This window comes from Corticicoccus populi (assembly GCF_042686195.1).
GTDB lineage: Bacteria > Bacillota > Bacilli > Staphylococcales > Salinicoccaceae > Corticicoccus > Corticicoccus populi.
Window position 1 is genome coordinate 124389 of sequence record NZ_JBHUOQ010000001.1, and the last position, 26804, is coordinate 151192.

At 40.8% G+C, this 26804-nt stretch carries 25 protein-coding genes; 15 read left to right on the plus strand and 10 right to left on the minus strand.

What is annotated here, in order from left to right:
* The first annotated feature begins 3 nt into the window (after nt 1-3).
* The 8 genes from ACFSX4_RS00770 (at nt 4) to ccpA (ending at nt 7636) form a co-directional block, all read left to right on the plus strand.
* A complete protein-coding gene (locus tag ACFSX4_RS00770; protein WP_377770565.1) occupies nt 4-1002 on the plus strand; it encodes a PTS transporter subunit IIC in 999 nt (332 codons plus the stop codon).
* Between the two features lie 13 nt (nt 1003-1015).
* The gene (locus ACFSX4_RS00775; protein WP_377770567.1) at nt 1016-1819 is read left to right on the plus strand and encodes a DUF1444 family protein; all 804 of its coding nucleotides are present in this window, start codon (nt 1016-1018) and stop codon (nt 1817-1819) included.
* A complete protein-coding gene (gene ytpR, locus ACFSX4_RS00780; protein ID WP_377770569.1) occupies nt 1820-2410 on the plus strand; it encodes a YtpR family tRNA-binding protein in 591 nt (196 codons plus the stop codon). It abuts the gene before it with no gap.
* Nucleotides 2411-2421: 11 nt separating this feature from the next.
* Nucleotides 2422-4131, plus strand: coding sequence for a DNA translocase FtsK (locus ACFSX4_RS00785; protein ID WP_377770571.1), 1710 nt, complete (start codon nt 2422-2424; stop codon nt 4129-4131).
* 28 nt (nt 4132-4159) lie between these two features.
* Nucleotides 4160-5458: a UDP-N-acetylmuramate--L-alanine ligase gene (gene murC, locus ACFSX4_RS00790; protein ID WP_377770573.1), complete on the plus strand. Its 1299-nt coding sequence runs from the start codon at nt 4160-4162 to the stop codon at nt 5456-5458.
* Between the two features lie 85 nt (nt 5459-5543).
* Entirely contained in the window at nt 5544-6014 is a 471-nt protein-coding gene (locus ACFSX4_RS00795) for a DUF948 domain-containing protein (protein WP_377770575.1), read from the plus strand.
* 59 nt (nt 6015-6073) lie between these two features.
* Nucleotides 6074-6532 (plus strand): YtxH domain-containing protein, encoded by a 459-nt coding sequence (locus tag ACFSX4_RS00800; RefSeq protein ID WP_377770577.1) that lies wholly within the window; start codon nt 6074-6076, stop codon nt 6530-6532.
* 114 nt (nt 6533-6646) lie between these two features.
* Nucleotides 6647-7636, plus strand: coding sequence for a catabolite control protein A (gene ccpA, locus ACFSX4_RS00805; RefSeq protein WP_377770579.1), 990 nt, complete (start codon nt 6647-6649; stop codon nt 7634-7636).
* A gap of 41 nt (nt 7637-7677) precedes the next feature.
* Here the strand turns inward: ccpA and ACFSX4_RS00810 are convergent, their stop codons facing one another.
* The 3 genes from ACFSX4_RS00810 to ACFSX4_RS00820 are packed head-to-tail and all read right to left on the minus strand — an operon-like array spanning nt 7678 to nt 10110.
* Entirely contained in the window at nt 7678-8826 is a 1149-nt protein-coding gene (locus ACFSX4_RS00810; RefSeq protein WP_377770581.1) for an acetoin utilization protein AcuC, read from the minus strand.
* On the minus strand, nt 8823-9467 hold the full coding sequence (locus tag ACFSX4_RS00815) for a CBS and ACT domain-containing protein (RefSeq protein ID WP_377770583.1): 645 nt from the start codon (nt 9465-9467) through the stop codon (nt 8823-8825). Before ACFSX4_RS00815 ends, ACFSX4_RS00810 begins: the two co-directional genes overlap by 4 nt.
* 10 nt (nt 9468-9477) lie before the next feature.
* On the minus strand, nt 9478-10110 hold the full coding sequence (locus ACFSX4_RS00820) for a GNAT family N-acetyltransferase (protein WP_377770585.1): 633 nt from the start codon (nt 10108-10110) through the stop codon (nt 9478-9480).
* A gap of 104 nt (nt 10111-10214) precedes the next feature.
* On the opposite strand from ACFSX4_RS00820, the gene acsA reads away from it, so the two are divergent.
* The 7 genes from acsA to ACFSX4_RS00855 all read left to right on the plus strand — a co-directional run bounded on the left by acsA (nt 10215) and on the right by ACFSX4_RS00855 (nt 18441).
* Nucleotides 10215-11924 carry an acetate--CoA ligase gene (gene acsA / locus ACFSX4_RS00825; RefSeq protein ID WP_377770587.1) on the plus strand — a complete coding sequence of 570 codons (1710 nt, stop codon included), beginning with the start codon at nt 10215-10217 and terminating at the stop codon, nt 11922-11924.
* A gap of 235 nt (nt 11925-12159) precedes the next feature.
* Nucleotides 12160-13827 carry a formate--tetrahydrofolate ligase gene (locus ACFSX4_RS00830; protein ID WP_377770589.1) on the plus strand — a complete coding sequence of 556 codons (1668 nt, stop codon included), beginning with the start codon at nt 12160-12162 and terminating at the stop codon, nt 13825-13827.
* Nucleotides 13828-13907: 80 nt separating this feature from the next.
* A complete protein-coding gene (locus ACFSX4_RS00835; protein ID WP_377770591.1) occupies nt 13908-14084 on the plus strand; it encodes a hypothetical protein in 177 nt (58 codons plus the stop codon).
* A gap of 159 nt (nt 14085-14243) precedes the next feature.
* Nucleotides 14244-15299 carry a TRAP transporter substrate-binding protein gene (locus ACFSX4_RS00840; RefSeq protein ID WP_377770593.1) on the plus strand — a complete coding sequence of 352 codons (1056 nt, stop codon included), beginning with the start codon at nt 14244-14246 and terminating at the stop codon, nt 15297-15299.
* Complete coding sequence (locus tag ACFSX4_RS00845) at nt 15296-15784, plus strand: TRAP transporter small permease (protein WP_377770595.1); 489 nt, start codon at nt 15296-15298, stop codon at nt 15782-15784. The genes ACFSX4_RS00840 and ACFSX4_RS00845 overlap by 4 nt, the downstream gene beginning before the upstream one ends.
* Entirely contained in the window at nt 15784-17058 is a 1275-nt protein-coding gene (locus tag ACFSX4_RS00850; protein WP_377770597.1) for a TRAP transporter large permease, read from the plus strand. The genes ACFSX4_RS00845 and ACFSX4_RS00850 overlap by 1 nt, the downstream gene beginning before the upstream one ends.
* Before the next feature lie 135 nt (nt 17059-17193).
* Nucleotides 17194-18441 (plus strand): Zn-dependent hydrolase, encoded by a 1248-nt coding sequence (locus ACFSX4_RS00855; protein ID WP_377770599.1) that lies wholly within the window; start codon nt 17194-17196, stop codon nt 18439-18441.
* Nucleotides 18442-18485: 44 nt separating this feature from the next.
* On the opposite strand, the gene ACFSX4_RS00860 is transcribed toward ACFSX4_RS00855, so the two are convergent.
* The 7 genes from ACFSX4_RS00860 to ACFSX4_RS00890 all read right to left on the minus strand — a co-directional run bounded on the left by ACFSX4_RS00860 (nt 18486) and on the right by ACFSX4_RS00890 (nt 26786).
* A complete protein-coding gene (locus ACFSX4_RS00860; protein ID WP_377770601.1) occupies nt 18486-21095 on the minus strand; it encodes a transglycosylase domain-containing protein in 2610 nt (869 codons plus the stop codon).
* 181 nt (nt 21096-21276) lie between these two features.
* Nucleotides 21277-21630 (minus strand): cytochrome C oxidase subunit IV family protein, encoded by a 354-nt coding sequence (locus tag ACFSX4_RS00865; protein ID WP_377770603.1) that lies wholly within the window; start codon nt 21628-21630, stop codon nt 21277-21279.
* Nucleotides 21631-22236 (minus strand): cytochrome aa3 quinol oxidase subunit III, encoded by a 606-nt coding sequence (gene qoxC, locus ACFSX4_RS00870; RefSeq protein ID WP_377770605.1) that lies wholly within the window; start codon nt 22234-22236, stop codon nt 21631-21633.
* Nucleotides 22237-24177 (minus strand): cytochrome aa3 quinol oxidase subunit I, encoded by a 1941-nt coding sequence (gene qoxB / locus ACFSX4_RS00875; RefSeq protein WP_377770607.1) that lies wholly within the window; start codon nt 24175-24177, stop codon nt 22237-22239.
* 17 nt (nt 24178-24194) lie between these two features.
* The gene (gene qoxA, locus ACFSX4_RS00880) at nt 24195-25136 is read right to left on the minus strand and encodes a cytochrome aa3 quinol oxidase subunit II (RefSeq protein WP_377770609.1); all 942 of its coding nucleotides are present in this window, start codon (nt 25134-25136) and stop codon (nt 24195-24197) included.
* 176 nt (nt 25137-25312) lie between these two features.
* The gene (locus ACFSX4_RS00885) at nt 25313-26152 is read right to left on the minus strand and encodes an NAD(P)H-hydrate dehydratase (protein ID WP_377770611.1); all 840 of its coding nucleotides are present in this window, start codon (nt 26150-26152) and stop codon (nt 25313-25315) included.
* Nucleotides 26153-26312: 160 nt separating this feature from the next.
* Nucleotides 26313-26786, minus strand: a complete 474-nt coding sequence (locus ACFSX4_RS00890; protein WP_377770613.1) for a hypothetical protein — start codon at nt 26784-26786, stop codon at nt 26313-26315.
* Nucleotides 26787-26804 lie beyond the last annotated feature (18 nt).

Genomic DNA, 26804 nt, shown 5'->3' on the forward strand with positions numbered 1-26804 from the left:
GATATGAGAAACCTGTTGAGAAGATGGTTCATTGATGGTATGAGTTTTATGGCGCTCGGCTTATTTTCATCCTTAATTATCGGACTGATTATTGACACTATCGGGACATATGTACCATTTTTGTCGGGTCTTAAGGATATCGGTGCAATTGCAATGAGTTTGAGCGGTGCTGCGATTGGTGCTGCGATTGCTTACGGCCTTAAAGCACCGCCGCTTGTGATTTTTTCAATTGTTGTGGTTTCTTCAAGTGCATATGAATTCGGCGGTGTTGCAGGCAGTTATATCGCAAGCATTGTAGCGATTGAAATCAGCCGGTTGTATGCTTCAAAAACTAAGGTGGATATTATCGTAACACCTTTACTTACTATTATTATCGGCTATTTTATAGCGAGTCTTGTCGGACCGTGGATCGGCAGTTTTATGACTTCTATCGGCACATTTATCATTTATGCGACTGAGCAGAGACCTTTTGTCATGGGGATTCTGGTTGCTGTGGTCTTCGGGATCATTTTAACCGCACCATTATCAAGTGCCGCGCTCGCCTTAATGCTTGACTTGAGTGGTCTCGCAGCGGGGGCAGCCGTTATAGGCTGTTCATGCCATATGGTCGGATTTGCAGTTCAAGGTTACAGAGATAACGGTATATCCGGTGTGATATCATTAGGAATTGGAACTTCTATGCTCCAGGTGCCGAATATTTTATTAAATCCGTTTATTATCGTACCGCCTGTGATTGCGAGTGCGGTGATTGCGCCGGTAATGACTGTATTTTTTCCAATGGAAAATAATGCAGCCGGTGCAGGAATGGGGACGAGTGGTTTTGTCGGTCAAATCATGGCTGTTGAAACGATGGGTTTATCACTGCAGGTGGTAATGTTAGTATTAATGTTCCATATTATTTTACCTGCAGTAGTAACACTGTTATTCTATATAGTCTTGAGACGTGTCGGACTGATTAAAGACGGTGATCAGAAACTTCAGCTCGCTGACAGAAATAATTGACGGAGGTATTCAGATGAATGTTTTTAAATTGAGAAATTTAATACTTGAACAATTAAAAGAAAAGGTGGATTTCTCATATTCATTTGACAGAGAAAAAGAAATATTAAGAGTGGAAAGAAAAGATAACAAAAAAGGAATTGAGGTTTCACTCTCAAAAGCAGTGGATAAAGCTAAGGGCAGTGATCATTTTGTAGATGAAATTGTGTATTACCTTGCTGAATCCCTGGAAAGAATGGCTGAGGAATCACTCTCTCTTGATGAGAAGATGATTTATCCGGTCGTACGTTCAACAAGCTTTTCTGATAAAACGAAAAGCGGCGTACCATTTATTAAAGACATACACACAAATGAAACTGCGGTATATTATGCTGTAGATTTCAAAAACAGTTACCGGCTGATTGATGAAAATCTGGCAGAAACGTTCGGTATGACACATGAAGATATTAGAGTGATTGCTTATAATAATGTAAAAAACCTGCCGATAGAATATAAGAAGCAGACGGTACAGGGGAATGATTTTTATTTTGTTAATCATAATGACGGCTATGATGCGTCAAGATTATTAAATGAAAATTTTCTCAAAGAGATGTATGATAAGTGTGAAGGTGAAATGATGATTGGTCTTCCTCATCAGGATGTTCTGATTATTACTGATGTGAAAAATGAACTGGGCTATGATATCATGGCTCAAATGATGATGCAGTATTTTGCCGAGGGACTGACACCGATTACCTCGCTGTCATTTTCCTACAAAAATCAAAAACTGCAGCCGGTATTTATACTGGGAAAACAAAAGAATTCAAAAAGAGGGAAATAAATGAAGGTAACTTATAATAAAGACCACGTCGGGGATACCCTGTTTGTGACTTTTAAAAAAACTGAAACACCATCCTATGAATATTACAACGACCTGACTGTCATTAAAGACGGTGCTGAAATTATCGGTTTGAATATTTTCAAAGCGTCTGAACAGTTATCATTTAAAAATGAAATCAATATTGAACCGACAGAAAAATTAGTCAGTGACATTAATACAGTACTTTCTAAGAACGGTGTGGAAGAAGTCAGCCCGGATTTGTCTCCTAAATTCGTTGTCGGCTTTGTTAAAGAAAAAGAAGCACATCCGGATGCAGATAAATTGAATGTATGCCAGGTCGATACCGGCAGTGAGACACTGCAGATTGTCTGTGGTGCGCCGAATGTTGATGCAGGACAGAAAGTAGTCGTTGCAAAAGTGGGCGCTATTATGCCGGGCGGTCTATATATTAAGCCGGCAAAGCTCCGGGGTGTAGATTCAAATGGAATGATCTGCTCCAAAAAAGAGCTGAATTTAGAAGATGACGGCATAAAAGGTATCTATGTTTTAGACGATGGTTTCACAGTAGGACAAACATTCGAAGTCGGATAAAGGTGATCCATATGGATAAATCCAGAAGAAAGAAAAGACAATTTAATATTGAACAGGAATCAAAAGAAGAGAAAGAGCACTTCAAATTCCCTTTGGATATGGAAGATACTGCGGAAAAAAAACATGTCAGTGATGACACGCCTATGCAGTCTTCTTCAAGGCGGCCGCTTAAGGATTATAAAAAAGACAAGTACAGCTATACCATCCAGAAAGCAAGAGAAATTCCTTCTGCGATACACGGCATGAATAAAAAGACAAACCGTACAGAGATTAAGCGTGAGGATTATCCTGATGATTATGAGGAGCTGGATTCACTCGATAATATTTCTTCAGTGATTATTAGAGATATTGTTAAGGAACGTAACCGCAAAAAACAAAAAGCCAACGAGCGGGCAAGAAAAGAAGCGCTCAGGCTTGAACGTGAGAAAAAGCGTTATGATGATCCTTACAGTCTGAAGTCTTCCAGGCAGGTGCTGACGTCGAAGAGTAAACAGACTGAAGAAATGCCTGTGAAGGAACAGACAGAACAGCATGAAGAAAACAAGGCGGATGAAAAGAAGACAGCCGTGCATGAAACAGAACAGCCGGTTGTGAGACATGCTGAGAAGCGCCGCGGACCTTCATTTACTCTGCCGAGCCTGCATATGCTTGGACCCGGACAGAAGAAGGGCTATGATGTACTCGGCAAGGACACAGAAGCGGCTGTAGTGAAGGCTTTTGAAGCAATCGGTGTACCTGCAAGTGTTCATAAATATAAGTCGAATGGTATTATCGGGCGTTTTGAGATGAAATTAGACCGTAATTTCAGAATCAGTCACGTATCCAGATTAAAAGAGTATCTTCTTCCGCACCTTCCTTTTGATGATGTGAGGGTGGTGGCACCGATTATTGGAACAAGCAATATCGGACTTGAAGTCCCTGTACCGTCTCCTGAACCGATTCCGTTCAGCACACTGTTTGACAGAAGCAGTTTGAAATTGAGACGAAATGATTATAAGTATGTAATCGGCAAAACTGTAGATGATCAAATATTCAGTTATGAACTGTCAAAGAGCGGGCATATTCTGGTTTACGGAGGCAGTGATAAAGATGCACGGAATGTCATCGAACAGTTGATGGTATCAATGTTTATGAACCATACGCCGTATGAATTTAAAGTATTCTTTGCTTCAGATGATAAGGAAAAGTATCAGGAGTACCTTGATATGCCTTATTTATTTGGTGAGAGTAAAGAACTTTCTGATCCTGATGTCTTAAAAGTTGTCTATGATGAACTGATTGAACGTCAGAACCAGTTCAGGCGTGCACATGTCAGAAATATTAACAGCTTTAATCAGCGTGTCGGATATGACTCGAAAAAGTCTGTGATGACTGTTGTCATTGATGATTTTACATCTTTATATAACATGAATAATACTGAAGCGGCTAAGATGGTCGGACAGATACTTAAAAAAGGTAAGCCGCTGGGGATTCATCTCATTATCCGTCACGGTATTACCGACGAACGTATACGCTATGATCTCCTTCAGATGGTACAGACACGTATTTCATTTTTTGATGATAAAGAGAGTGTCATTGAGGGCAGTGCGGCAATCACTGAAGGAAATGATGTTTTAGTTCAGATTCCAACATCGAACAAACCGGTTCGTGTAAATGCAGGGACTCTGTCAAAAGAAGCAAAGGGCCGTATTTTTGGTCATATAACAGCACATAAGTTTTGAATGAGTAATAGAAAGTTTGGTGATTTTCGTGGAAAAGTATCATTTTATCGGTATTAAGGGCGCAGGCATGAGTGCACTGGCTCAAGTGCTGCATGACCTCGGCCATGAGGTGCAGGGCTCTGATATCGAATCAGAAGTATTTACTGAGCATCAGCTGCGGGATAAGGGAATAAAAATCCTGCCTTTTGATGCAGAAAATATTGTTGAAGGGTTCACATATATTGCAGGTAATGCATTTAAGGAAGATCATCCTGAAATTCAGGCTGCGATAGATAATGAATACGGCATTATCCGTTATCATACATTTTTAGCTGATTTTATGAGCGGTTATACCTCTATTGCTGTGACAGGCGCACATGGAAAAACATCAACGACTGGTCTACTTTCGCATGTAATGAACGGAGATGTAGATACGACCTTCCTTATTGGAGACGGAACAGGTTTCGGTATTGAGAACAGTGACTATTTTGCTTTTGAGTCATGTGAATATAAACGTCATTTCTTAAGTTATTATCCTGATTATGCGATTATAACCAATATTGATTTTGACCATCCTGATTATTTTAAGGATTTAGATGATGTTGTTGATGCATTTAATCAGATGGCCGCACAGGTTAAAAAAGGTGTCATTGCATACGGCGGTGATGACAATGTGAAAAAAATCAGCCTCGATATTCCATTGTGGACATACGGAATTGACGGTGAGTATGACATTAACGCTTCAAACATCAGAACATCAGAAAAAGGAACATCATTTGATGTATTCATTAAGGGTGAGTTTCTTTCGAATTATACGATTCCGCTTTTTGGAGATCATCATGTTTTAAATTCTCTGTCGGTAATTGCGGTATGTTACCTGGAAGATTTAGATATGGATAATATTAAAGAGGCATTCTTAACATTTATCGGCGTAAAACGCCGGTTCAGTGAATCATTTGTCGGTGATGTTGTTATTGTAGATGACTATGCACATCATCCGAGAGAAATAAAGGCAACGCTTGAGACAGCGAAGAAGAAATATCCAAACAAAAAAATTGTTTCTGTATTTCAACCGCATACTTTTTCACGTACTGAAAAATTTCTTCAGGAGTTTGCGGATGTGCTGTCACAATCCAATCAAACCTATGTTGTTGATATTTTCGGATCGGCAAGAGAACAGCAGGGTGAGCTTTCAAGTGCCGACCTGGTGAATTTAATTCCCGGCGCAGAAACACTGCATGAAAATGATTTAAACATTTTAAGCAGTCATCCCGGTGCGGTGATTATCTTTATGGGTGCAGGCGATATTCAAAAATATGAGAAGAGATTTACAGAATTAATATCATAGTGTAAAAATGTATGTTTATCCAACCTTATTTTTGGATACTTAAAGAAGTAAGTATTAAATTACAGTCATAAATGGAGGCGTTAATATGGAATGGCAAACAATTTTAGCCATAGCAGCAGGACTAGCAGCAGTCGCATTATTAGTAATTTGTGTGGCGGTTGCCTATGTACTGATTCCTGTTAAGAAAAATTTAGATCATGTTGCAAAAACATTAAATGGATTGGAAGGTCAGATTCAGGGGATTACCCGTGAATCAACAGACCTGCTTCACAAAGCAAATCGTTTAACTGAAGATTTACAGAGTAAGTCGGAAAAATTAAACTCTGTTGTTGATGCTGTTCAGGGAATTGGGAACTCAGTTCAAAATTTAAACAGCTCGGTAGACCGTGTTACAAACTCAATCACTCACAATATCTCACAGAATGAAGAACAGATTTCACAGGTGGTTCAGTGGTCAAATGTTGCGCTTGAAATTGCTGATAAATGGCAGAAGAGACAGCAGCGTCAAAATTCATTTGAAGCAAAATATGCTAAAGAGGCAGACTCCGGAAGATAGTTAATACGGAATGATAAACTGAATCAGATTTACGAATTAACTGGGAAGAGGGGACTGTAATGGAAACTTATAATAGCCGGCCGGTACATGGTGTTGAAGAATATCAGGAAGTGCCGGATAAAACGACAGGACGTGATTTTTCAATTGGTCTTGCTGTCGGTCTTATTGCAGGTACGATTGGCGGCCTGCTGATTGCTCCGAAATCCGGAGATGCACTGAGGGATGATATTCAGAATCAGGCGGATAAACTGACTAAAAAGAATCTTTCAGAAGAGGATTCTGAAATTAAGCAGTTGAAAAAGGAAGCTGATGCAGCAACGAATCAGCTTCGTGAAAAAATGAATGAAGATAAAAGTGTTAATAATATCAAGAAAAATGAATATAATAATACTGAAAGTATTAAGAGTGACGATGCAGAATCAGATGAAGATTTTGCAGCAGACGCTGCATCTGAAGACAGCAGAACGGTAGATATGAAAGAATATGTTCCTGCTTCAGATAACGGTAAAAGTAAATAAACTTTTATGATAACCACATGTGTCCATGTGGTTATATTTGTGAATTTAATGATAAACTATTATATTCGTGGTATTATTAGTAAAAAGCGTTTACAAGAATGACGGGGGTGCACAATGACTGTTACTATATATGATGTTGCACGCGAAGCGAAAGTTTCAATGGCAACAGTATCCAGAGTTTTAAATGGAAATCCAAATGTAAAACCTGAGACAAGAAAAAAAGTTAAGGAAGTCATTAAAAGATTAAATTATCGTCCAAATGCAGTTGCACGCGGACTGGCAAGTAAAAAAACGACAACTGTCGGGGTAATTATCCCTGATATTTCAAATATGTATTATTCTTCTCTTGCAAGAGGACTTGATGATATTGCAGAAATGTATAATTATCAAACGATTATTACAAATACAGATCATGATCCTGAAAAAGAACGTGATTCATTCCTGAATCTGGTCAGTAAACAGGTTGATGGTATTGTATTCCTCGGTGGTACATTGAACGAGGCTACAATAGAGGATATTAAGAATTCAAATGTTCCAGTTGTAATCTGTGGAACCAGTGAAAAAGATGCAGACCTGCCGTCTGTAAATATTGATTATTTTTCTGCTATCAAAGAAGTTACAGAAAGACTTCTTGAAAAGGGTTCTGAAAATGTTTATTTTGTTAAAGCAAATTATTCGAGACAACTTGAAGGTCGTATCGAGGATGGCTTAAAGGCAGCATACGATGAAGCTGGTAAATCATTTAAAGAAGAGTATATAGAATCAGTTGCTGAAGATTATCAGACCGGAAAAGAACTGTTTGAACAGTTGGTTGATCATGATGCAGATGTCATTATTACAATGAGTGACGAGGCTGCAGTGGGTGTACTTCACGGTGCCCTCGACAGAGGCATCAGCCTGCCGAACCGTCTCCAGCTTATCAGCTGCAGTAATACGAGACTGGTTCATATGATGAGACCACCGGTTACAAGCATTGCGATACCGCTTTATGATATCGGTGCTGTCGGTATGAGACTTCTCACAAAATATATGAATGATGAAACTGTGGATGAACCAAATGTAATTTTACCGTATCGAATTGAATACAGATTATCAACGAAATAGTAGAAGACGACAGCTGTGACTGTCGTCTTTTTTTGTTAGAACTATATATTATCCAGATACATCATTGCCCGGTCAAACATACTGCGATTTTTTTCAGTAATCTCCTCACGTCTTGGAATTTCCGTGAAATCTGATAAATCATCTTCCCAGTTTAAGGGGAATTCGGTTTTGCTTCTGGACTGATAAGTGTCTATAAAATGTTCAGGCAGTTTTCCTCTTGGAGCTTTAATATTATTCATGGAAAGCCATACCTGCGCCCACATCCTTGGAACAACTTGAAATATGTTATAACCGCCGCCGCCGACAGCGATCCATTTCCCATCGGTGTATAAATCGCTTAAACGGTTGACGATACGTGGGATTTCCTCAAATGATTTTGATGTCAGTGAAAGGTGTGTCATCGGGTCTCTGTAATGAGCGTCCACACCATTCTGACTGAGAATAACATCCGGCTTAAAATGCTTAACAGCTTTTGTCAGACTTTCTTCAAATATTTCTAAAAATGAGTCATCCTCAGTATAAGCGTCCACAGGAAGATTCACAGAAAAGCCGAATCCTTTATCATCGCCGCGCTCTGTCAGGCTGCCGGTCCCGGGAAAAAGATATCTTCCTGTTTCATGTACAGAATAGGTCATGACTTCGTTTGAATCATAAAATATCCACTGTACGCCGTCTCCATGATGAGCATCCGTATCTACATAGAGAACTTTCTGGTTGTAATGCTTCCTCATGTATTCAATGGCAACGGCAGAATCATTATAGACACAAAAGCCATTGGCACGTCCGCTGAAGCCGTGATGAAGACCGCCGGATAAGTTAAGTGCTTTTTTTGTTTTCCCCGACATCACCATGTCAACAGCAGTTAGAGTTGCACCAACAATATATTTACTTTTTTCATGCATATCATTAAATGCAGGGGTGTCATCAGTGTTCAATCCGTAACTTTCAAGTTTACTGTCGGAAAGGCCGACAGTGCCGGCGTCTTTCACCGCCTGGACGTAATCTTCCTTATGTACAAGAAGAATTTCTTCATCCGACGCAGTACGCGGCCGGATAATATCACCGGCAGATAAGTATCCTCCATCAAGAAGAAGGTCGGTTGTCATCTTAACGCGCATTTGATTAAAAGGGTGCGAATCATTGAACCGATAGTTCAGAAGTTCATCACTGTAGATATACGCGGGCTTCATAATCGGCCCATTTCTTCTGGAGACAGAACATTGAAACCTTCGTCTCTTAGCTTTTGAATCGCAATCCCCGGATTCATTACACGCACACGAACGACTATAATTTTATGCCCCTTTAATGCTTTATTCGGATAAACAGAAACACTGATAATTTGAATATTTAACTCTTTAAACACTTTGGTAATCTCAAACATGATTCCCGTCTTGTCCTCAATATCAATCTCAATAATTGAACCGGGCTCTTTAATGCCTGTTAATTCGAGAAATGTATTTAACATATCTCTCTGAGAGACAATGCCGACAATTTTCCGATCCTTCACAACAGGAATGGCTCCGATGGCATACGTATAAAAATCAAGCGCAATTTCTTCTACAAAATCCATAGGGTGACAATATGTGACGTTTCTTCTCATAATTCTGCTGAGCGGCTGTTTGAGGCTGTTTTCGGGATCATCATTCGACAGTACGGAAGGGAGTGTTAATTTAATGTCTCTGTCGGAAACAATACCAACCAGTTTTTCTTCGGAATCCACCAGTGGAATATGCCGGAATGAAAAACGGCTCATCATTTCGAGTGCATCTTCTATTGTATCTCCGGGAGTCAGAGTTTTTACCGGTGATGTCATAATTCTTTCAACTAACATGCAGATCCTCCTAGAAAAAGAATCGGTTTTTAAACCGTATTTTATCAAATTCAATCATTTGTTCATCGGTGATATTTCTGCCTTTTCTGGCCATCAGCGTATTTGCAGGGTGGGCGGTCAGCTCGGGATCGTTTGTCTGATAGACTTCAAATCCGGCGCTCTTCATGAGACGAATCATTAAATCTTTATATTCATACACATCAAGGCCGCTGTTTTTAAGGTCCCAGTGCCAGTAATACTCAGTCGTAATGACAATATAATTTTCCATATAGGCGTCCTGCATGGTCAACTGAATCATTTTTTTTGCGAGACCGTATTTCCGGTAATCAAGGCTCACTTCAACAGCGCCAAGCTCCAATATATAGGGAAGATTTCCATCGGACCAGCGTTCCATGGGGTCGGCATGGTGATATGTGACATAACCGATAATATGACTGCCGTCTCTTGCGATAATAATACGTCCTTCTTCAAGCGCTGATATTTCGAGCAGTGCATCGAACTGATCTTTTGGAGGTCTAAAAGCAGAGAGACCTCCATCAAAAGTATATTGACGCAATGAATCGTATGGCACGGGTCCTTCAATCATAATATTCTTCCGGTCACCGGGGACAGACTGCTGGTGAAATGTCTTTTTGTGAAGCACTTAATACACCGCCTTTTACTAATGAGTTTTAAAATTTTGAAAAGTGCGTTATCTTTATTATATAATAACCATTAGAAAAGAGAAAACACAAAGGGGGATTTAGGATGAAGGTAGAAGTATACAAATCAACTGATCAAAATCCTAATTTAACGAATTATGAAGAAACAAGGGATAATTTTGACTGGCAGGAAGTTGAAAAGCATTTTTCATGGCATGAAACCGGAAAATTTAATATGGCTTATGAATGTATTGATAAACATGTGGATGACGGATACGGGGATAAGACAGCGCTGCATTATAAAAATGGTGACAGCAGATCATCCTATACATTTAAAGATCTAAAAACAGCATCAAATAAGGCAGCTAATGTGCTGAAAGATGCCGGAGTTGAAAAGGGAGACAGGGTCTTTATTTTTATGGCAAGAAGTCCTGAACTGTATACATCACTTCTTGGTGCACTTAAAATCGGTGCGATTGTCGGACCGTTATTTGAAGCTTTTATGGAAAAGGCTGTGAAGGATCGTCTTCAGAACAGTGAAGCTAAAGTGATTATTACATCACCTGAACTTGTCGGAAGAATTCCTGTAGATGATCTTCCAGACCTCGAAAAAGTAATTCTTGTCGGTGAAAATGTAAGCGCTGACTATGTTGATTTTAAAACAGAATATGAAAAAGCATCTGACGAATTTGATATTGAATGGCTGGATAAAGAAGACGGGTTGATTCTTCATTATACCAGCGGTTCAACCGGGCAGCCGAAAGGCGTCCTGCATGTTCAATATGCAATGGTACAGCATTATATTTCCGGAAAATATGTACTTGATTTAAAAGAAGATGATGTATACTGGTGTACTGCCGATCCCGGCTGGGTGACGGGGACATCATACGGTATATTTGCACCCTGGCTGAACCGGGCGACTAATGTTGTGGTCGGTGGCCGTTTCTCACCTGAAGCATGGTACGGTGCAATAGAAGATTTGAATGTGACGGTATGGTACAGCGCGCCGACTGCTTTTAGAATGTTGATGGGGGCAGGGGATGAAATTGTTAAAAAATATGATTTAAGTTCCCTGCGTCATGTATTATCCGTAGGAGAGCCGCTCAATCCGGAAGTGGTGAAGTGGGGAATGGATGTCTATCATCTCCGTATCCACGATACATGGTGGATGACGGAAACTGGTGCTCATATGATTGTAAACTTCCCGTCGATGGATATTAAGGGCGGCTCCATGGGTAAACCGATTCCGGGTGTAGAGGCTGCAATTATAGATGATTCAGGGAATGAACTCCCTGTAAACCGCATGGGTAACCTGGCGTTAAAAGCGAACTGGCCGTCAATGATGCGTGAAATCTGGAAAAATAAACCGAAATTCGATTCCTATTTTATAGGTGAGTGGTATGTGTCGGGGGATTCCGCATATCAGGATGAAGACGGATATTTTTGGTTCCAGGGCCGGGTGGATGATGTGATTATGACTGCAGGTGAACGTGTCGGACCGTTTGAGATTGAATCCAAACTCGTTGAACATGAAGCAGTACAGGAAGCGGGTGTCATCGGGAAGCCGGATCCAGTCCGGGGTGAAATTGTTAAAGCATTTATCTCTCTCCGGGAAGGCTACTCACCATCTGATGAACTTAAAGAAGATATTAGAGTATATGTAAAAGAAGGGCTCGCGGCACACGCAGCGCCTAGAGAGATTGAATTTAAAGATAAACTGCCTAAGACACGAAGCGGTAAAATTATGAGACGTGTTTTAAAAGCCTGGGAATTAAATATTGATGCCGGTGATTTATCCAGTATGGATGATGATTAATAAGTATCAGGAAGACAGGAATCCACTTTAACGGGTTCCTGTTTTTTAATTGAAATTCGTTTTTTGAGTGACTTTAAGGGAATAAATATATCTCTAAACTTCATATAAAACCTGATTGACTGTGGCATATATTTCAAAGAGGATTAGAATAGTTTATTCTGAAAGAGTATGCCATAATAATTAATGAAAGCGCTTTTTATATATGATATCAATTCAACTATTGGGAGATGAAAGAATGGTACAGCTTACAGATCAGGAAATTGCATCAAAGGCGGATATTCAGCCGATTGAAAACATCGCAGTAAAAGCCGGCATTCCAAAAGAGGCATTGGAATTATACGGAAAGTACAAAGCAAAAATTGATATTAACCAAATATCCGGCAATGAAAAAGATGCTAAAGTAGTACTTGTTTCAGCAATGAATCCGACCCCTGCAGGTGAAGGGAAATCAACATGTACTGTCGGACTGTCAGATGCATTTAATCAATTGGGAAAGAATGTGATGGTCGCCCTCCGGGAACCGTCTCTCGGGCCGGTGATGGGAATTAAAGGCGGTGCCACAGGCGGCGGTCTGGCACAGGTTTTGCCTATGGAAGAAATCAACCTTCATTTTAACGGGGACCTGCATGCAATCACAACGGCGAATAATGCGCTATCTGCATTTATTGATAATCATATACATCAGGGTAATGAGTTGAACATTGATCCGAGACGTGTGACATGGAAGCGGGTTTTGGACATGAACGACCGTGCTCTGCGCCAGATTGTTGTCGGTCTCGGCGGTCCTGCAAGAGGTGTGCCCCGTGAAGACGGCTTTGACATTACAGTGGCCAGTGAAATTATGGCGGTGCTCTGTTTAGCGGATGATATTATTGATTTAAAGAACAAAATCGGAGAAATTGTATTTGGATATACGTATGATAAAACACCTGTAACCGTTAAAGAACTCAAGGTTGAAGGGGCTGTTGCGCTGCTGTTAAAAGAAGCAGTTAAGCCGAATCTCGTACAGACGATGGAAGGGACGCCCGCATTGATTCACGGTGGTCCGTTTGCTAATATCGCCCACGGATGCAACTCATTAATTGCGACAAATACTGCGAGGAAACTCGCTGATATTGTAGTGACAGAGTGTGGTTTCGGATCAGACCTCGGCGGGGAAAAATTTATGAATATTAAGGCTAGAAAAGGCGGATTCCAGCCGGATGCCATCGTGTTAGTGGCAACTGTCCGCGCATTAAAAATGAACGGCGGCGTAAAAAAAGAGAATCTGTCAGAAGAGAATACAGAAGCAGTGATATCCGGGATTGTGAATTTGGAAAAACATATTGAAAATGCCCGTAAGTTCGGTGTTGAACCGGTGGTTGCTTTGAATGATTTCGTGACAGACAGTGATAATGAAAGAGAAGCAGTTCTCTCATGGTGCAGAGAGAAGGGCGTCCGTGCAGCGCTGACCAAAGTCTGGGCTGACGGCGGCCGCGGCGGTATTGATCTTGCTGAAGCGGTACTTGAAGTACTTGAGTCTGAACAGAATTTTAAGCATCTGTATGAGGATACATTGCCGGTTAAGGAAAAAATCGAGCGTATTGTGACAGAAGTTTACGGCGGAGAAGGTGTGAATTTCAGTGACCAGGCAAAAAGACAAATCAAAGAAATTGAGAAAAACGGATGGGGTGATTATCCGGTATGTATGGCAAAGTCACAGTATTCACTGAGTGATAATCCTTCAAAACTCGGCAGACCGGAAGGATTTACTGTTACTGTAAGGGAAGTAATTCCTAAAACCGGCGCGGGTTTTGTTGTTGCATTAACGGGAGACATTATGACAATGCCGGGACTGCCGAAGGTTCCGTCAGCTGTTCATATGGATATAGATGCGGATGGGAATTCAAAAGGTCTTTTCTAGTTTAATTTCTTTTATACGTATTCATGTATAAATATCTATATGTTATAATATTGATTATCAATTGTTGCGGGGGCGTTAATATGACAAAAGAACAGGCATTGGTTAAACTGTATGAACTGATTGATTTTTACTATGAGAACAGAGATTTACCGGTATCGCCGGAATTTAATTTCTTCGAGCAGATTGAAGAAAGCTGCAGGGTTTTAGATGTGGATTATGAGACCGTGTTAAAAGAATTTAATTTAAAATCATTATAAGTGATAAGAATAATTATTCATATTGACTGCGTCAGCATAGATTATTTCCTTTCCGGAATTAAATTTATGCTGATTTTTATGTAATAGAACATCGCCAAACCGGTGGAAATAATGTATTATTTTTTATGAATCATTTTAAATATGAAGGGATTTTTGTTAGTGAAAACAATACACAAATGGGTTTTAAGTGTCGCCGGCCTTTGCTTATTTGCATCTGGTTGTGACAGTGGTGAACTATACGGTGATGAGTCGGATGCAGCAGAAATGACAATTGTCTTCAGTCATAACCAGCCTGTGAACAGTCCTGAACACGCTGGTGCGATGAAATTTGAAGAGGTAGTGGAAGCAGAATCTGACGGGGAGATTGCCGTTGAACTGTATCCTGCAGGACAGCTTGGCAGTTTAAGAGAGCAGGTCGAAACGACTCAAATGGGTGAGATTAATATCACACTCCAGCCGTCCGCAGTTGTTATGCCGTTCGCAAGTGAAGTGGAAGTATTGGATCTCCCTTATTTATGGCCGACAGATGAGGAGAAGATGTATGAAATGCTTGACGGAGATATCGGTCAGGACATTTTGGACACACTCGATTCATCTATGTTTAAAGGACTCGGATACTGGCCGGGCGGATATAAATTGATTACAACGAAAGACCAGGCAGTCGACAGTCCGGAAGATCTTGAAGGACTCACGATGCGTGTGATGGAATCTCCGCCATTAATCAAGCAGTACACACACTGGGGCGGAAATGCTGTACCAATTACATATGCAGAAGTATACAATGCACTGCAGCAGGGAATTGTTGACGGTCAGGAAAATCCGCTGCAGACAATATATTTAAATAATTATCATGAAATTCAAAATTATGCAGTGGAAAGTAAGCACGGAGCAATGACTTACTTGATTCTTGCGAATCTGGAATGGTTCAATTCTCTTGATGAAGGGACACAGGATTTAATTGTGAGAGCGGAAGAAGAAGGACGTACAGCTTCCCGTGAAATGCTTAAGAATACGGAATCTGAGTATAAAGACAATATCATAGCTTCAGACATCAACTATTATGAACTAACAGACGAAGAAATTGAGTATTTCAGAGCACAGTCGGTGGATTTATGGTACGAAATTTACGGTACTGATGAACGTCTTCCGTTACTTGAGAGAATTATTGATGCCAATGATGAAATTAATGATGATTTAAGGAGGGACGGCGAATGAAAATACTTGCAAGAGTTGAAAATACCTTTATTACAGTCGCTATCATCGCTTCTACCTCTGTTCTGTTTATCAATATTATTTTAAGATACTTTTTTGATGCCAATACTACATGGGCGGATGAATTTGTCCGGTATAGTATGATATGGATTGCGTTTATCGGTATGGCAGTATGTTTTAGACATGATATTCACTTTGGAGTCGATTTATTTATTGACAGTGTCTCAAAACAAATGAAGAAATATACGAAATTGTATATTAATCTTGCCTGTATATTATTTACCGGCCTCCTGGTATATTTCGGTTTTAAGCTGGTCATATTCAGTTATCAGACAGGGCAGATTACACCTTCATTACAGATTAAAACTTTTTGGGTTTACCTGGCGATACCAATCGGAGCACTGCTGTCCATTATTCATCTCGTGGTAAATACTAAGAAATTATTTAATGATAAAAATATTGAGCCTGAAGTGGAGGAGATGAAATAATGATTGCAGTGTTGATTATTTTACTGCTGTTATTTTTAATGACGAGTGTTCCGATATTTGTTTCTTTAGGGCTCTCTGCATTTTTAGCAGTACTTCTTTTAAGCGGTACTGAGCCGATGGTAATTGTTCAGCGTTTGTTCGGCGGTTTGGATCAGTTTTCACTCATGGCACTGCCGTTTTTCATACTGGCAGCCAATATTATGGATGCCGGTGGATTATCCAAAAGAATACTTAAATTTTCAAGAGATTTAGTCGGGCATTTGTCCGGCGGTATTGCACTGACTACTCAAGTATCCAGTATGTTTTTCGGAGCATTGTCAGGTTCAAGTCCTGCCACTGTCATTGCAATTGGTAAAATTATGTACCCGGAAATGAACCGGGGCGGCTATGATAAAAGTTTTTCAAGCGGTCTTCTCGCTTCAGCAGGTGCGGTATCCCTTGTCATTCCACCGAGTATTACGTTAATCATTTTCGGTGCAGTCACAGGCGTATCGGTCGGAAGTTTGTTTATTGCGGGTATCGGTGCAGGAATTATTTTAGGACTGACTTCAATTGTATATATTTATATATATGCCAAAGTCAAAAATCTTCCGAGAGATAAAAAAGCCACATTCAATGAATTAACGAAGAGTTTCTTTAAAGCCTGGTGGTCGCTTCTGGTCCCTGTGATTATTCTCGGCGGTATTTACTCAGGAATTTTCAGTCCGACTGAAGCAGCAGGTGTGACAGTGGTCTATGCACTGATTGTCGGTCTGTTTATATATAAGGAAATCAGCCTGAAAGATTTATATCAAGTGTGTATGAGCTCAGCAGTCACCTCAGCCCAGGTGCTCGTGCTTGTCGCATCAGCGCAGGTGCTCGGCTGGGTTCTTACACGTCAGCAGGTCCCTCAGCAGGTCGCAGGATTTATTGTTGATAATGTTTCATCGGTTATCTTATTCCTGCTGCTTTTAAATCTTGTACTGCTGGTGATGGGGATGTTTATGGAAGGTGTCGCAGCAATTATTGTTACAGCACCTCTCATTTTCCCTGCTGCTGTCGAACTTGGTGTTGACCCGGTTCACCTAGGTATTATTATGATTGTGAATCTTGCGATTGGAATGTACACACCGCCTTTTGGTATGAACATTTATGTTGCCCAGTCAATTACACGGCTGAGTATGAAAGAAATGATGCCGGGAATCGGACGGTTCCTCATTGTAAATATTATTGGTTTATTCATAATCACTTATATTCCTGATATTTCATTATTTCTGTTAAAAATTGTAGAATAATGAAACTGACAGGCAGATGCCCGGAAAGGGGATCTGCTTTTCTTTTATTTTTGCATAAAAACACAAGACTTTTAATTAATATTCATATATGATATATAGATAGGATAAAGATAATAAGCTCTAGAGGTGCATCGTATGAACATGGGAAGATTTCAAAGAAGTTTAAATAAATTAAATGAGTATACTGTTGAAGGGAAAGAAGTCACGAGACTGGCCTATTCCAGAGAAGAAAAAAGAGCCAAAGAATACATCATCAAGCAGTTCGAACATGAAGGACTGACTGTTAAAGTGGATGCAGTAGGTAATATAACTGCAAGACGGGAAGGCACAGATGCATCACTTAAACCTGTCGCTTTCGGCTCTCATATTGACTCTGTATATGAAGCAGGTCAGTATGACGGTGCAATGGGTGTGATTGCTTCACTTGAAATCATCAGGTTTCTTAATGAAGAAAATATTACAACAGAACGACCGCTTGAAGTGATTGTATTCACCGGTGAAGAGTCTTCGAGATTTGGTATCGCAACCATTGGCAGCAGGATAATGACAGGGCGTTTAAACCTTGTTGAATCCGGTCATCTTGAAGATAAAAAAGGCATTACATTAAAAAAAGCACTTGAAGACAATCACTTTAACATAGAAAATTATCACCAGGCAGTCAGAACTTCCGCTGATCAGCATGCGTTTATTGAGATGCATATTGAACAGGGACCGGTGCTTGAAATTGAAAATAAAGATATCGGTATTGTTCATGCAATCGCAGCACCGTTAAGATTATCACTTGAGATTAAGGGTGAAGCGGGTCACTCTGGAACGACACCATTTAAGTATCGTAAAGATGCCCTCGCTGCAGCAGCTGAAATTGCGCTGGAGGTGGAAAGTGCAGCAAGAGAGGAAGAGAAGAACGGTACGCTCGCAACAGTGGGAGTTCTGGATATAAATCCCGGAGCGATGAATATCGTACCGGGTTCTGCAGGAATGCAGATTGATATCAGAAGTGTTTCTGTTGAGTCCAGAGAAAAAGTGTATCAGAAAATTACAGATAAAATTGAGTCGGTCAGTAAGGCAAGAGAAATTGAAATTAACACATCGCTGCTGACGAAGGAAGAACCTGTGGATTTATCGGATACACTGGTTGAAGCAGTAGAGGAGATATCAGTAAATAACGGTTATACTTTTAAACATATGAACAGCGGTGCAGGACATGATGCGATGAACATGGCACATATATGTCCGACAGCTTTAATTTTCGTGCCGTCTGTCAAGGGAATCAGTCACAATCCGAAGGAATTTACACATCTGAATGATATAGAAAAAGGGATTATTGTTATGAAGGATTTAATTTTAAAAACAGCGTGTAATGAAGCAGGAAATCTTAAATAATCGCAGAAAAAATCCGGTATCCATAATTTGGATACCGGATTTTTTTAATCATCGTCATCATCAGAGCTTGAAGATGAGCTTGATGAGCTGTTTGAGCTTGAGCTGGACGATGAACTGCTTGAGTTCGATGACGAACGTGATGTTGAACGTGCACCCACTCTGTAGCGGTCATCGTAGGAATTGGTTACAGTCCCTCTTAAGTCAGAGTTGGATACAGTGCCTGCAAAGGCTGAACCCATACGCTGCTGGATAGAACTATCACTCAGGTTACTCTTGTTGGAGAATTGTGTATCCTCAGCAACAAGACCTTCTAAAGAACGGTCCATGCTGCTGGAACAGTCACTGTCAAGTTCCATTGTGAGTGCACAGAATTCTCTTTCCGTCACTGTTGAAGGACGGCTGAATGATTCATTATATCCCATTTCCTCTGGAGCAACATCCTGAAGTGCCTGAGCCAGGTTTCTCCAGTTATAAACGTGAAGATATTCTTCATAGTCCTGGTTCGCAACCTGTGGAATATTTTCATCATAACCCATCCAGAGTCCAAGAGTTACTTCCGGGTTATACGCCATAAACCATGAGTCAATGAATGCATTTGAAGTACCGGTTTTTGCAGCCCAGTCATATGTGCCGTTCAGTCCTTCATAAAAATCACTGATATGGTGTGCAGATCCATCTGTAAATGACTGTCTTAACATATCAGTCATGAGATATGCTGTTGAATCCTTAAATACCTGATGTGTTTCACTTTCATGTTCATAAATCACTTCACCGTCAGGATTAGTGATGGATTCAATCATATATCCCTCAGTCATTTGACCATTATTTGAGAATGAAGAAAATGCATCTACATTCTGCTGAACCGTCAAGTTATTCACCCCTAGAGGTAGTGAAGGTACTCCGACACCGTCAGCATCAAACAATGAATCAGCAATCGGAAGGTTCATACGTTCAAAATACTCTTGAGGATTTTGTGTTCTGACTTGTCCCCAAAGTCTTAAAGTACTTAAGTTATATGAATTTGATAATGCATGTTTTGCAGAAACAAGACCAAATTCTTCATCATAGTCGTAGTTACGCGGTTCCCAAGGTTCGCCGCCGCCCGGAGTGTAATATGAGAAACGTTCATCGAGTAATACAGTATCCGGAACAATCAGCCCTTTATCAATCGCAGGACCGTATGTGATTAACGGCTTCATAGTGGAACCGACACTTCTGGATGATTGTGTAGAATGGTTCAGTGATGAAACATCATAGTCGCGGCCGCCGATGAATCCAAGAATTTTTCCTGTATCATTCTGTTTTAATACAGCACCGACTTCATGCTGGAGCATTTCATCTTCATCTGCTTCTGTGTCCTCATCAATTGATTCAGATGCTGCTCTGTCACCGTAGAAGTAAAAATTATTGTCTTTTACATTCTGCATAGTGTCATAAATATCTTTATCAATCGTTGTGGTAATATGATAACCTTCATATCTTAATGCCTCATTGGCATTTTCAGTGTACTCCTGATCGATTAATGGTGTTGAATCCACCTGTTCACGTGTTAAACCATCCTCTTCTGCGAGAACATATTTAAGAAGCTGTACGGAACGGCGTTCCACTTCATCTGTCAGGTAAGGATAGCTTTGGTTTGGAAGGACGACACTGTCAGTTAAATTTGCATAAATATCATAATCAACAGCCTCATTATATTCTTCCTCTGTGATTCTGCCCTCAAGCAGCATACGGTCTAGAACGAAAATTTGTCTGTTCTTGCCCGGCTGCAGATAATCCTCGGATTTTACATCTCCACCTTGTGCAAACGGCGTATATGCATATGGATTCTGCGGCATACCTGCAAGGAATGCACTTTCAGCAAGATTCAGTTCACTTGCATCTTTACCGAAGACACCTTCTGCTGCTGCCTGTATACCGGCAATGTTCTGTCCATTGGCGTTTCTTCCGAATGATACAGCATTTAAGTATGCTTCCAGAATTTCATCCTTATTTAAAATTTTCTCGACTCTGAAAGAAAGCAGAATTTCAGTTGCTTTTCTGTCGAACGTGGTGTCATCAGTCAAGAGCTGATTTTTAACGAGCTGCTGAGTGAGCGTACTGCCGCCTGTACCGCCGTCACCACCGGCAAATACCTGCAGAAATGCCCTCGTAAATGCTTTAGGGACCATTCCGTTGTGCTCATAAAAATTCTCATCCTCAGTCGCAACAATCGCATCAACAACGTACGGGCTGATTTCATCATAATTAATCCGCTCCCGGATTAAATCCGCCCGTAAAGTACCGAGTGACTGGCCGGAGCCGAATTCAACCGTGGTACTTTCCGTCATTTCTGTTAAAGAAGTCCTGACTTCGTCGGCAGGACGCACAGGTTCATCTTTAACAAGTGCTGCGAAATAACCGAGACCGATACTAAAGAGAAGCAGTCCGAGTAATGAGAAGGTTATAGTTAGAAATAAAACAATATTCCAAACAGTATCATACAAAGTAAAAAAACCGACTCTTACAGGAGATCCTGCTTTTTTAAAGCGTTTGACCGAGTTATTGTATTTCTCTTTAAATCCTTCTCCTTGAACACGGTCTTTAGAACGGGTTTCGTTATCCCTGTTAAACATTTTTTTTATATTATCAAAAAAAGAATTGTTCTTCTTCATGTGTACCTCCTATCAAAGGAATTATATCACATATAAACGGCTTGGGTTAAGTGATATAGCCCTTGAAGTCCCCGATTAAATATGTGAAATATTGTGATAAAACAAACAGCGGAATTCTATAACGGAAAAAATCGCCTGATACAGTAAAACCACTGTCTGTAAATAGACAGTGGTTTAGAAACTAATGGTCACTATGTTCTCCGTCGTGATGCGTTTCTTCATGGTCTCCGCTGTGGTCATGTGTGAATCCGAATGACATGGTCAGAAGGGAGCCGGAAATAATAATTGCGGCAACAACAAATGCATGAAACATCATATTCCAAGGTGCGTGTGTCGCACCGCGTTCAGTAATATGCATGAACATAAACAATTGAATAAAGGCCTGTATTACAGCGAGTGACATTATGGCAATGATAATCCACATAACCGGCAGATCAGATAAAATCGCGCACCATGCTGCTACAAGCGTCATCACAATTGAGAGTATGAAGCCGATGATATGATTCACGGGATATTTATTTTTTCGACTACTCATTTAAATCACCATCCCGATTAAATAGACACCTGTAAATATGAAAATCCATATGACATCAAGAAAATGCCAGTACAGGCCGACTACAAATACTTTTCTGTTTGTGACGGATGTCAGACCGCGCTGTTTCAGCTGAATCAGTATCAGTACAATCCATCCAAGCCCGAGTGCTACGTGAACACCGTGGGTCCCGGTCAAAAGGAAGAATGCAGACCAGTACGCGCTCGACTGGAGACTGACACCTTCGTGGATGTAATGAATGAACTCATAAATCTCAAAGCCGAGAAAAGACAGGCCGAGAAGTGCTGTGATAATGAGCCAGATCATCAGGCGTGTCTTCATTCCCTCACGCATGAAATGAATAGCGAGTCCACATGTGAAACTGCTCGTGAGAAGTATGAATGTCATCATTAATACAATTCCCGGTTCAAACAGTTCAGCAGGCTCAAGTGCATCACCGGTCCTGCCGAACAGAACAGCATAAGTGGCAAACAAAGTTGAAAACAGTGCGATTTCAGCTGCGAGAAAAATCCAGAAGCCGACGATGGTATTTTGATCTGACTCTGTGCTGTATTCTAAAGGGAGATTATCCTGAGTGTTCTCTCTCATTTATTTCATCCCCCTTAAATCATTTTCTATTTCTTTAATTTCCTCAACTTCAAAATGGTACCCTTTATCGTAGTCAAATGAACGTACAATCATCAATGCGATGACGGCGAGAAGACCGATGACAGTCAGCGTAATCCATTCAAATACAAGGAAGAAGCAGGTGAAGAACAGTACCGTCATCATAATAAACGGCAGTCCGGTACTTGACGGCATATGAATGCGTTCAAGTTTACTTTTATCAAATGTTGAATCACCGTCTTTTTTCATATCAATCAGCGTATCGTGACTTTTGACATCAGGCAGTGTAGCAAAATTATATTTTGGTACAGGTGTAGGTGCAGCCCATTCAAGAGTTCTGCCGACACCCCAGACATCGCCGGGGAGATTTCTCGGACTTTTAAGGAAACTGTAGATAATACCGAAAACGAACACGATAAAACCTGCACCCATGGTAAATGCACCAGCTGTAGATATAAAGTTCAACGTGAACCATTCAGGACCTATTGTAAACAATCGTCTTGCCATACCGTCAAGCCCGAGGAAATACTGCGGGAAGAAGGTTACATGAAAACCGATTAAGAACAGCCAGAACGCCCATGTATTAATCTTTTCATTTAACTGATGGCCGAACATCTTAGGATACCAGAATATTAAGCCGGCAAAGCAGGCAAATACGGTTCCGGGTATCAGCACATAATGGAAATGTGATACTAGAAAATATGAATTATGGAACTGATAATCCGCAGCGGCCATTCCGAGCATTACACCTGTTACACCGCCGAGCGTAAAGCTTGGAATAAAGGCCAGTGACCAGAGCATCGGTGTTTCAAATGTGATTTTTGATTTATATAATGTTGCAAGCCAGTTGAATATTTTAACACCTGTCGGAATCGCAATCGCCATTGTCGTAATAGAGAATATCGAATTAACGAATGCACCGGCACCCATTGTAAAGAAATGGTGAACCCATACAATAAAACTGAGACCGGCTATAATGACAATGGCTCCGACCATTGCTTTATAGCCGAACAGCTGCTTACGGGCAAATGAAGCAATAATTTCAGAGAATATCCCGAAGGCAGGCAGAATGACGATATAAACTTCAGGATGCCCCCACATCCAGAACAGGTTTGCCCACATCATCGGAAGACCTTCACCGGTCAAAGTGAAGAAGTGGGAGCCGAATATTCTGTCGACCGTCATCAAAGCAAGTGCCACAGTTAAAATAGGGAAGGCAAATACAATAATGAAAGATGTGATGAAAGTGGACCATGTGAAAATCGGCATCTTCATAAGTGTCATGCCTGGTGCTCTCATGCGAAGAATAGTCACCATTAAATTGATTCCTGTAGCAAGTGTCCCGATCCCCGACAGTTGAAGCCCCAGTAAGTAATAGTTGATTCCGGGTCCGGGACTTAGTTCAGCACTCGCAAGCGGTGCGTAATTGGTCCAGCCGGCATCAGGTGAGCCGCCGATGACAAAAGAAATGTTAAACAGAAACGCCCCGAAAAAAAGAGACCAGAAACTGAGTGCATTCAAAAAGGGGAATGCAAAATCTCTTGCACCGATTTGAAGCGGAACAATAATATTCATTAAGCCGATTAAAAACGGCATAGCCATGAAAATAATCATAATAGTGCCGTGAGTTGTAAATACTTCATTATAATGCTGTGCGTTTAAGAAATTGATGTCCGGAAATGCGAGTTGTATCCGCATCATCATCGCATCAACACCTGCTCTGAACAGCATCAGAAGTGCTACTAAAATATACATAATACCAATTTTTTTATGATCGACAGTAGTCAGCCATTCCTGCCACAGCCATTTCCATTTCTTGAAATAGGTAAGCACAAATATAACTGCCGCCGATGTAAGGACAATCATAACCATCGCAATATATACGAGCGGCTGCCCTGTAACGATAAATTCATCCCATTGCATACTTTAACATCCTTTCATCATTCCCGAATTTCATTCGGGTTCCAACCGGGCACATTTTTGAGCTCCAGTTCTTCGCCGTATTTTTCTTCATGCTGCTCAACAGAATAGTCTCTGAACTCATTTTTACCATGATCAACCCAGTCTAGATGAGTTGAAGAGAAGGTCATCTCTTCAGAAAGTCCGGGTTCGAGTATTTTGTCATACTTTTCTTTAGTCAGTTCAGGGGATGCGTCTGCGTCTTCAACCCAGCCGTCAAACTCAGTATCCGTAACCACTTTGACCTGGAAAGTCTGGGCGGTAAAACCTTCGCCCGTAAAGTTGGCATTCCGGCCTAAGTAGGTTCCGGTTTCATCAGCCTGAAGATATTGTGTATTCTGCATACCGGCCATGCTGTATTTCTGGCCGCCAATCTGCGGAATCCACATCGAAGCCATTGAGTCTGCAGAAGAAAGTCTGAATTCAACCGGCCGTTCTGCCGGCAGGTACAGGTGGTTGACTGTCTCGATATTTTCCTCCGGATAGCTGAATATCCACTTCCAGTCAGCGCTCGTCGCATAAATAACAAGCGGTTCTTCATCGTTTGAGGATTCCGGAGGCTCCTCCAGCTGATAAAGTGTCTGAACAGTCGGGATGGAGAGTGCAGTCACAATAATCACGGGCAGAATGAACCAGGTGACCTCGACCCAAGTCTTCCCGTGCATATCAGGAGCGTAGTCATTATCGGTTCTGTTTTTTCTGTTCGCCCGGTATTTAATCACAACATAAGTAAACACCGAAAAGACGACTATAATGATTCCTGCCATAAAATAAAGAGAGTAGTAGATTAAGTCACGCTGACTCTCTCCGACAGGTCCTATTGGATTAAGAACGTCCATTTTTTCGCAGCCGGAAAGAAGTGTAATTATTAAAGCTGTGAAAATAATTCGAAACTTGTTATTCTTATAGAAATATTTTTTCATTTTTGACACTCCGTAAATCTGGTCAAAAGAACCACTCCTCGAAAATTTTGTTATAAATTGTATGTTTACAGTTGAATCAAGTGGCAGGAAAATCCTATCATGGAAATATTATTTCATGAATAATGATGAACTGAATGTTCTACATTATAGTCCTGTGGCATGAAGTCTTCAAATATTTATGTGCTGCTGATATTAAAAGACTGCTGAAAAGTATCAATCAGCACAGAAGGTGTAATGGTATCCACTGCGGTGCCGCCTGACACAAGGTAGTCTGCTGTATGTCCGTGCAGAAATACAGCAGATGCAGTGCCTGCAAAAATATCATCATATCTGCCGAGAAATGCTGCAATGATGCCGGTCAGTACATCTCCGCTTCCGCCTTTTGCGAGTCCCTGGTTTCCACTCGTATTTACTGCAGTTCTACCGTCAGGGGAAGCTGTCACTGTCTCCGGTCCTTTCAAAACAACATAAGTATTCAATTCTGCAGCAGTATTTTCCGCCGTTTGAATTCGGTTTTGATTGATTTCATCAATGGTCTGATTTGTAATACGTGCCATTTCGCCTGCATGCGGCGTAATCACAACCGGATATTCCCGCTTTTTTAAGTCGTCTTTAAATTCATTCAGAAAATATAAACCATCCGCATCAATAATCAGGGTTTCGGAATCATGGCGGATAAAAGTGCGGATCATTTCACGTACAGAATCACTTCTGCCGAGCCCGGGGCCTGCTGCAATCACATTTTTTCCGTCAATAAATGAATCAAGGCATCTGTCCCGAAGGTGGTAAGTCACTTCCGGAACAGACACTGCAGCGATTGGAATGACACTTTTAACGGTGCTTAGTGTTGTGAGGCCTGCACCGGCATAAACTGCCGCTTTCGAAGCAAGGACAGCTGCACCCGGCATCAATTCACTTCCTGCAGCAATCCCGATTTTCCCGTTAGACCCTTTATGAACATTTTTATCACGGTTAACCCAGTTCTGTTTCACATCATGTATCGTCCATTTCTTCACAATGATTTTCACCTCACAAATATATATACGGACACTTACCCGTTTTTTATGAAGTCTAATTCATTAAGAAAGAGTGATTAATAAAAAATCACACCTGAAGTTCTTGACTGTCAGATGTGATTTAAGAATTATATATTCTGTTTAATAAGCGGTGTATGGTTTATTCGAAAATGTAGTGTTTTTTCTCTGAGATGACATTTGTTATTTTTTCTTCAAGATTCGTTTTTAAATTTTGATAATCTTCATCTGCACGTGCGGCAGCATTTAAGAATTCAGTTTCGTTGATTTCAATCTCGCTGCCTGTTTCAAGTGCACCCTGATATTGAAAGCTTAAATGATACAGGCGGGGGAGGTGTGTACGTACATGAGTGATGTAATCCACTGCACCTACATATTCGAGGGCGTCGGTGAGTTCCCTGATGAATGGATCAAATCCTTCATTCTGGACAGTTTCGAGTGTGTTTTCGATAAATCCTTCATGGAGTCCGCGCTCCATTTCATTATGATAATTGAGCGCAGTAAATAAACGTCTTAGAACTTCATTGTCGTAATTGTCAGTTCCGTATAAAGCATCTACAACAGAGTTCCACATATCTTCCGGCGTTGCTGAAGTTTTTAAAACGATTTTATCCATACTCTCATCTCCCTGTGT

Coding starts and splice junctions, on each gene's coding strand:
- qoxB (WP_377770607.1), bottom strand. CDS start 24,177: ATGCAATGGGATGAATTTATCGTTACAGGGCAGCCGCTCGTATATATT.
- ACFSX4_RS00865 (WP_377770603.1), bottom strand. CDS start 21,630: ATGAGTAGTCGAAAAAATAAATATCCCGTGAATCATATCATCGGCTTC.
- ACFSX4_RS00815 (WP_377770583.1), bottom strand. CDS start 9,467: ATGTTAGTTGAAAGAATTATGACATCACCGGTAAAAACTCTGACTCCC.
- acsA (WP_377770587.1), top strand. CDS start 10,215: ATGAAGGTAGAAGTATACAAATCAACTGATCAAAATCCTAATTTAACG.
- ccpA (WP_377770579.1), top strand. CDS start 6,647: ATGACTGTTACTATATATGATGTTGCACGCGAAGCGAAAGTTTCAATG.
- ACFSX4_RS00860 (WP_377770601.1), bottom strand. CDS start 21,095: ATGAAGAAGAACAATTCTTTTTTTGATAATATAAAAAAAATGTTTAAC.
- ACFSX4_RS00830 (WP_377770589.1), top strand. CDS start 12,160: ATGGTACAGCTTACAGATCAGGAAATTGCATCAAAGGCGGATATTCAG.
- ACFSX4_RS00890 (WP_377770613.1), bottom strand. CDS start 26,786: ATGGATAAAATCGTTTTAAAAACTTCAGCAACGCCGGAAGATATGTGG.
- ACFSX4_RS00810 (WP_377770581.1), bottom strand. CDS start 8,826: ATGAAGCCCGCGTATATCTACAGTGATGAACTTCTGAACTATCGGTTC.
- qoxC (WP_377770605.1), bottom strand. CDS start 22,236: ATGAGAGAGAACACTCAGGATAATCTCCCTTTAGAATACAGCACAGAG.
- ACFSX4_RS00770 (WP_377770565.1), top strand. CDS start 4: ATGAGAAACCTGTTGAGAAGATGGTTCATTGATGGTATGAGTTTTATG.
- ACFSX4_RS00835 (WP_377770591.1), top strand. CDS start 13,908: ATGACAAAAGAACAGGCATTGGTTAAACTGTATGAACTGATTGATTTT.
- qoxA (WP_377770609.1), bottom strand. CDS start 25,136: ATGAAAAAATATTTCTATAAGAATAACAAGTTTCGAATTATTTTCACA.
- ACFSX4_RS00845 (WP_377770595.1), top strand. CDS start 15,296: ATGAAAATACTTGCAAGAGTTGAAAATACCTTTATTACAGTCGCTATC.
- ACFSX4_RS00795 (WP_377770575.1), top strand. CDS start 5,544: ATGGAATGGCAAACAATTTTAGCCATAGCAGCAGGACTAGCAGCAGTC.
- ACFSX4_RS00775 (WP_377770567.1), top strand. CDS start 1,016: ATGAATGTTTTTAAATTGAGAAATTTAATACTTGAACAATTAAAAGAA.
- ACFSX4_RS00855 (WP_377770599.1), top strand. CDS start 17,194: ATGAACATGGGAAGATTTCAAAGAAGTTTAAATAAATTAAATGAGTAT.
- ACFSX4_RS00785 (WP_377770571.1), top strand. CDS start 2,422: ATGGATAAATCCAGAAGAAAGAAAAGACAATTTAATATTGAACAGGAA.
- ACFSX4_RS00800 (WP_377770577.1), top strand. CDS start 6,074: ATGGAAACTTATAATAGCCGGCCGGTACATGGTGTTGAAGAATATCAG.
- ACFSX4_RS00850 (WP_377770597.1), top strand. CDS start 15,784: ATGATTGCAGTGTTGATTATTTTACTGCTGTTATTTTTAATGACGAGT.
- ytpR (WP_377770569.1), top strand. CDS start 1,820: ATGAAGGTAACTTATAATAAAGACCACGTCGGGGATACCCTGTTTGTG.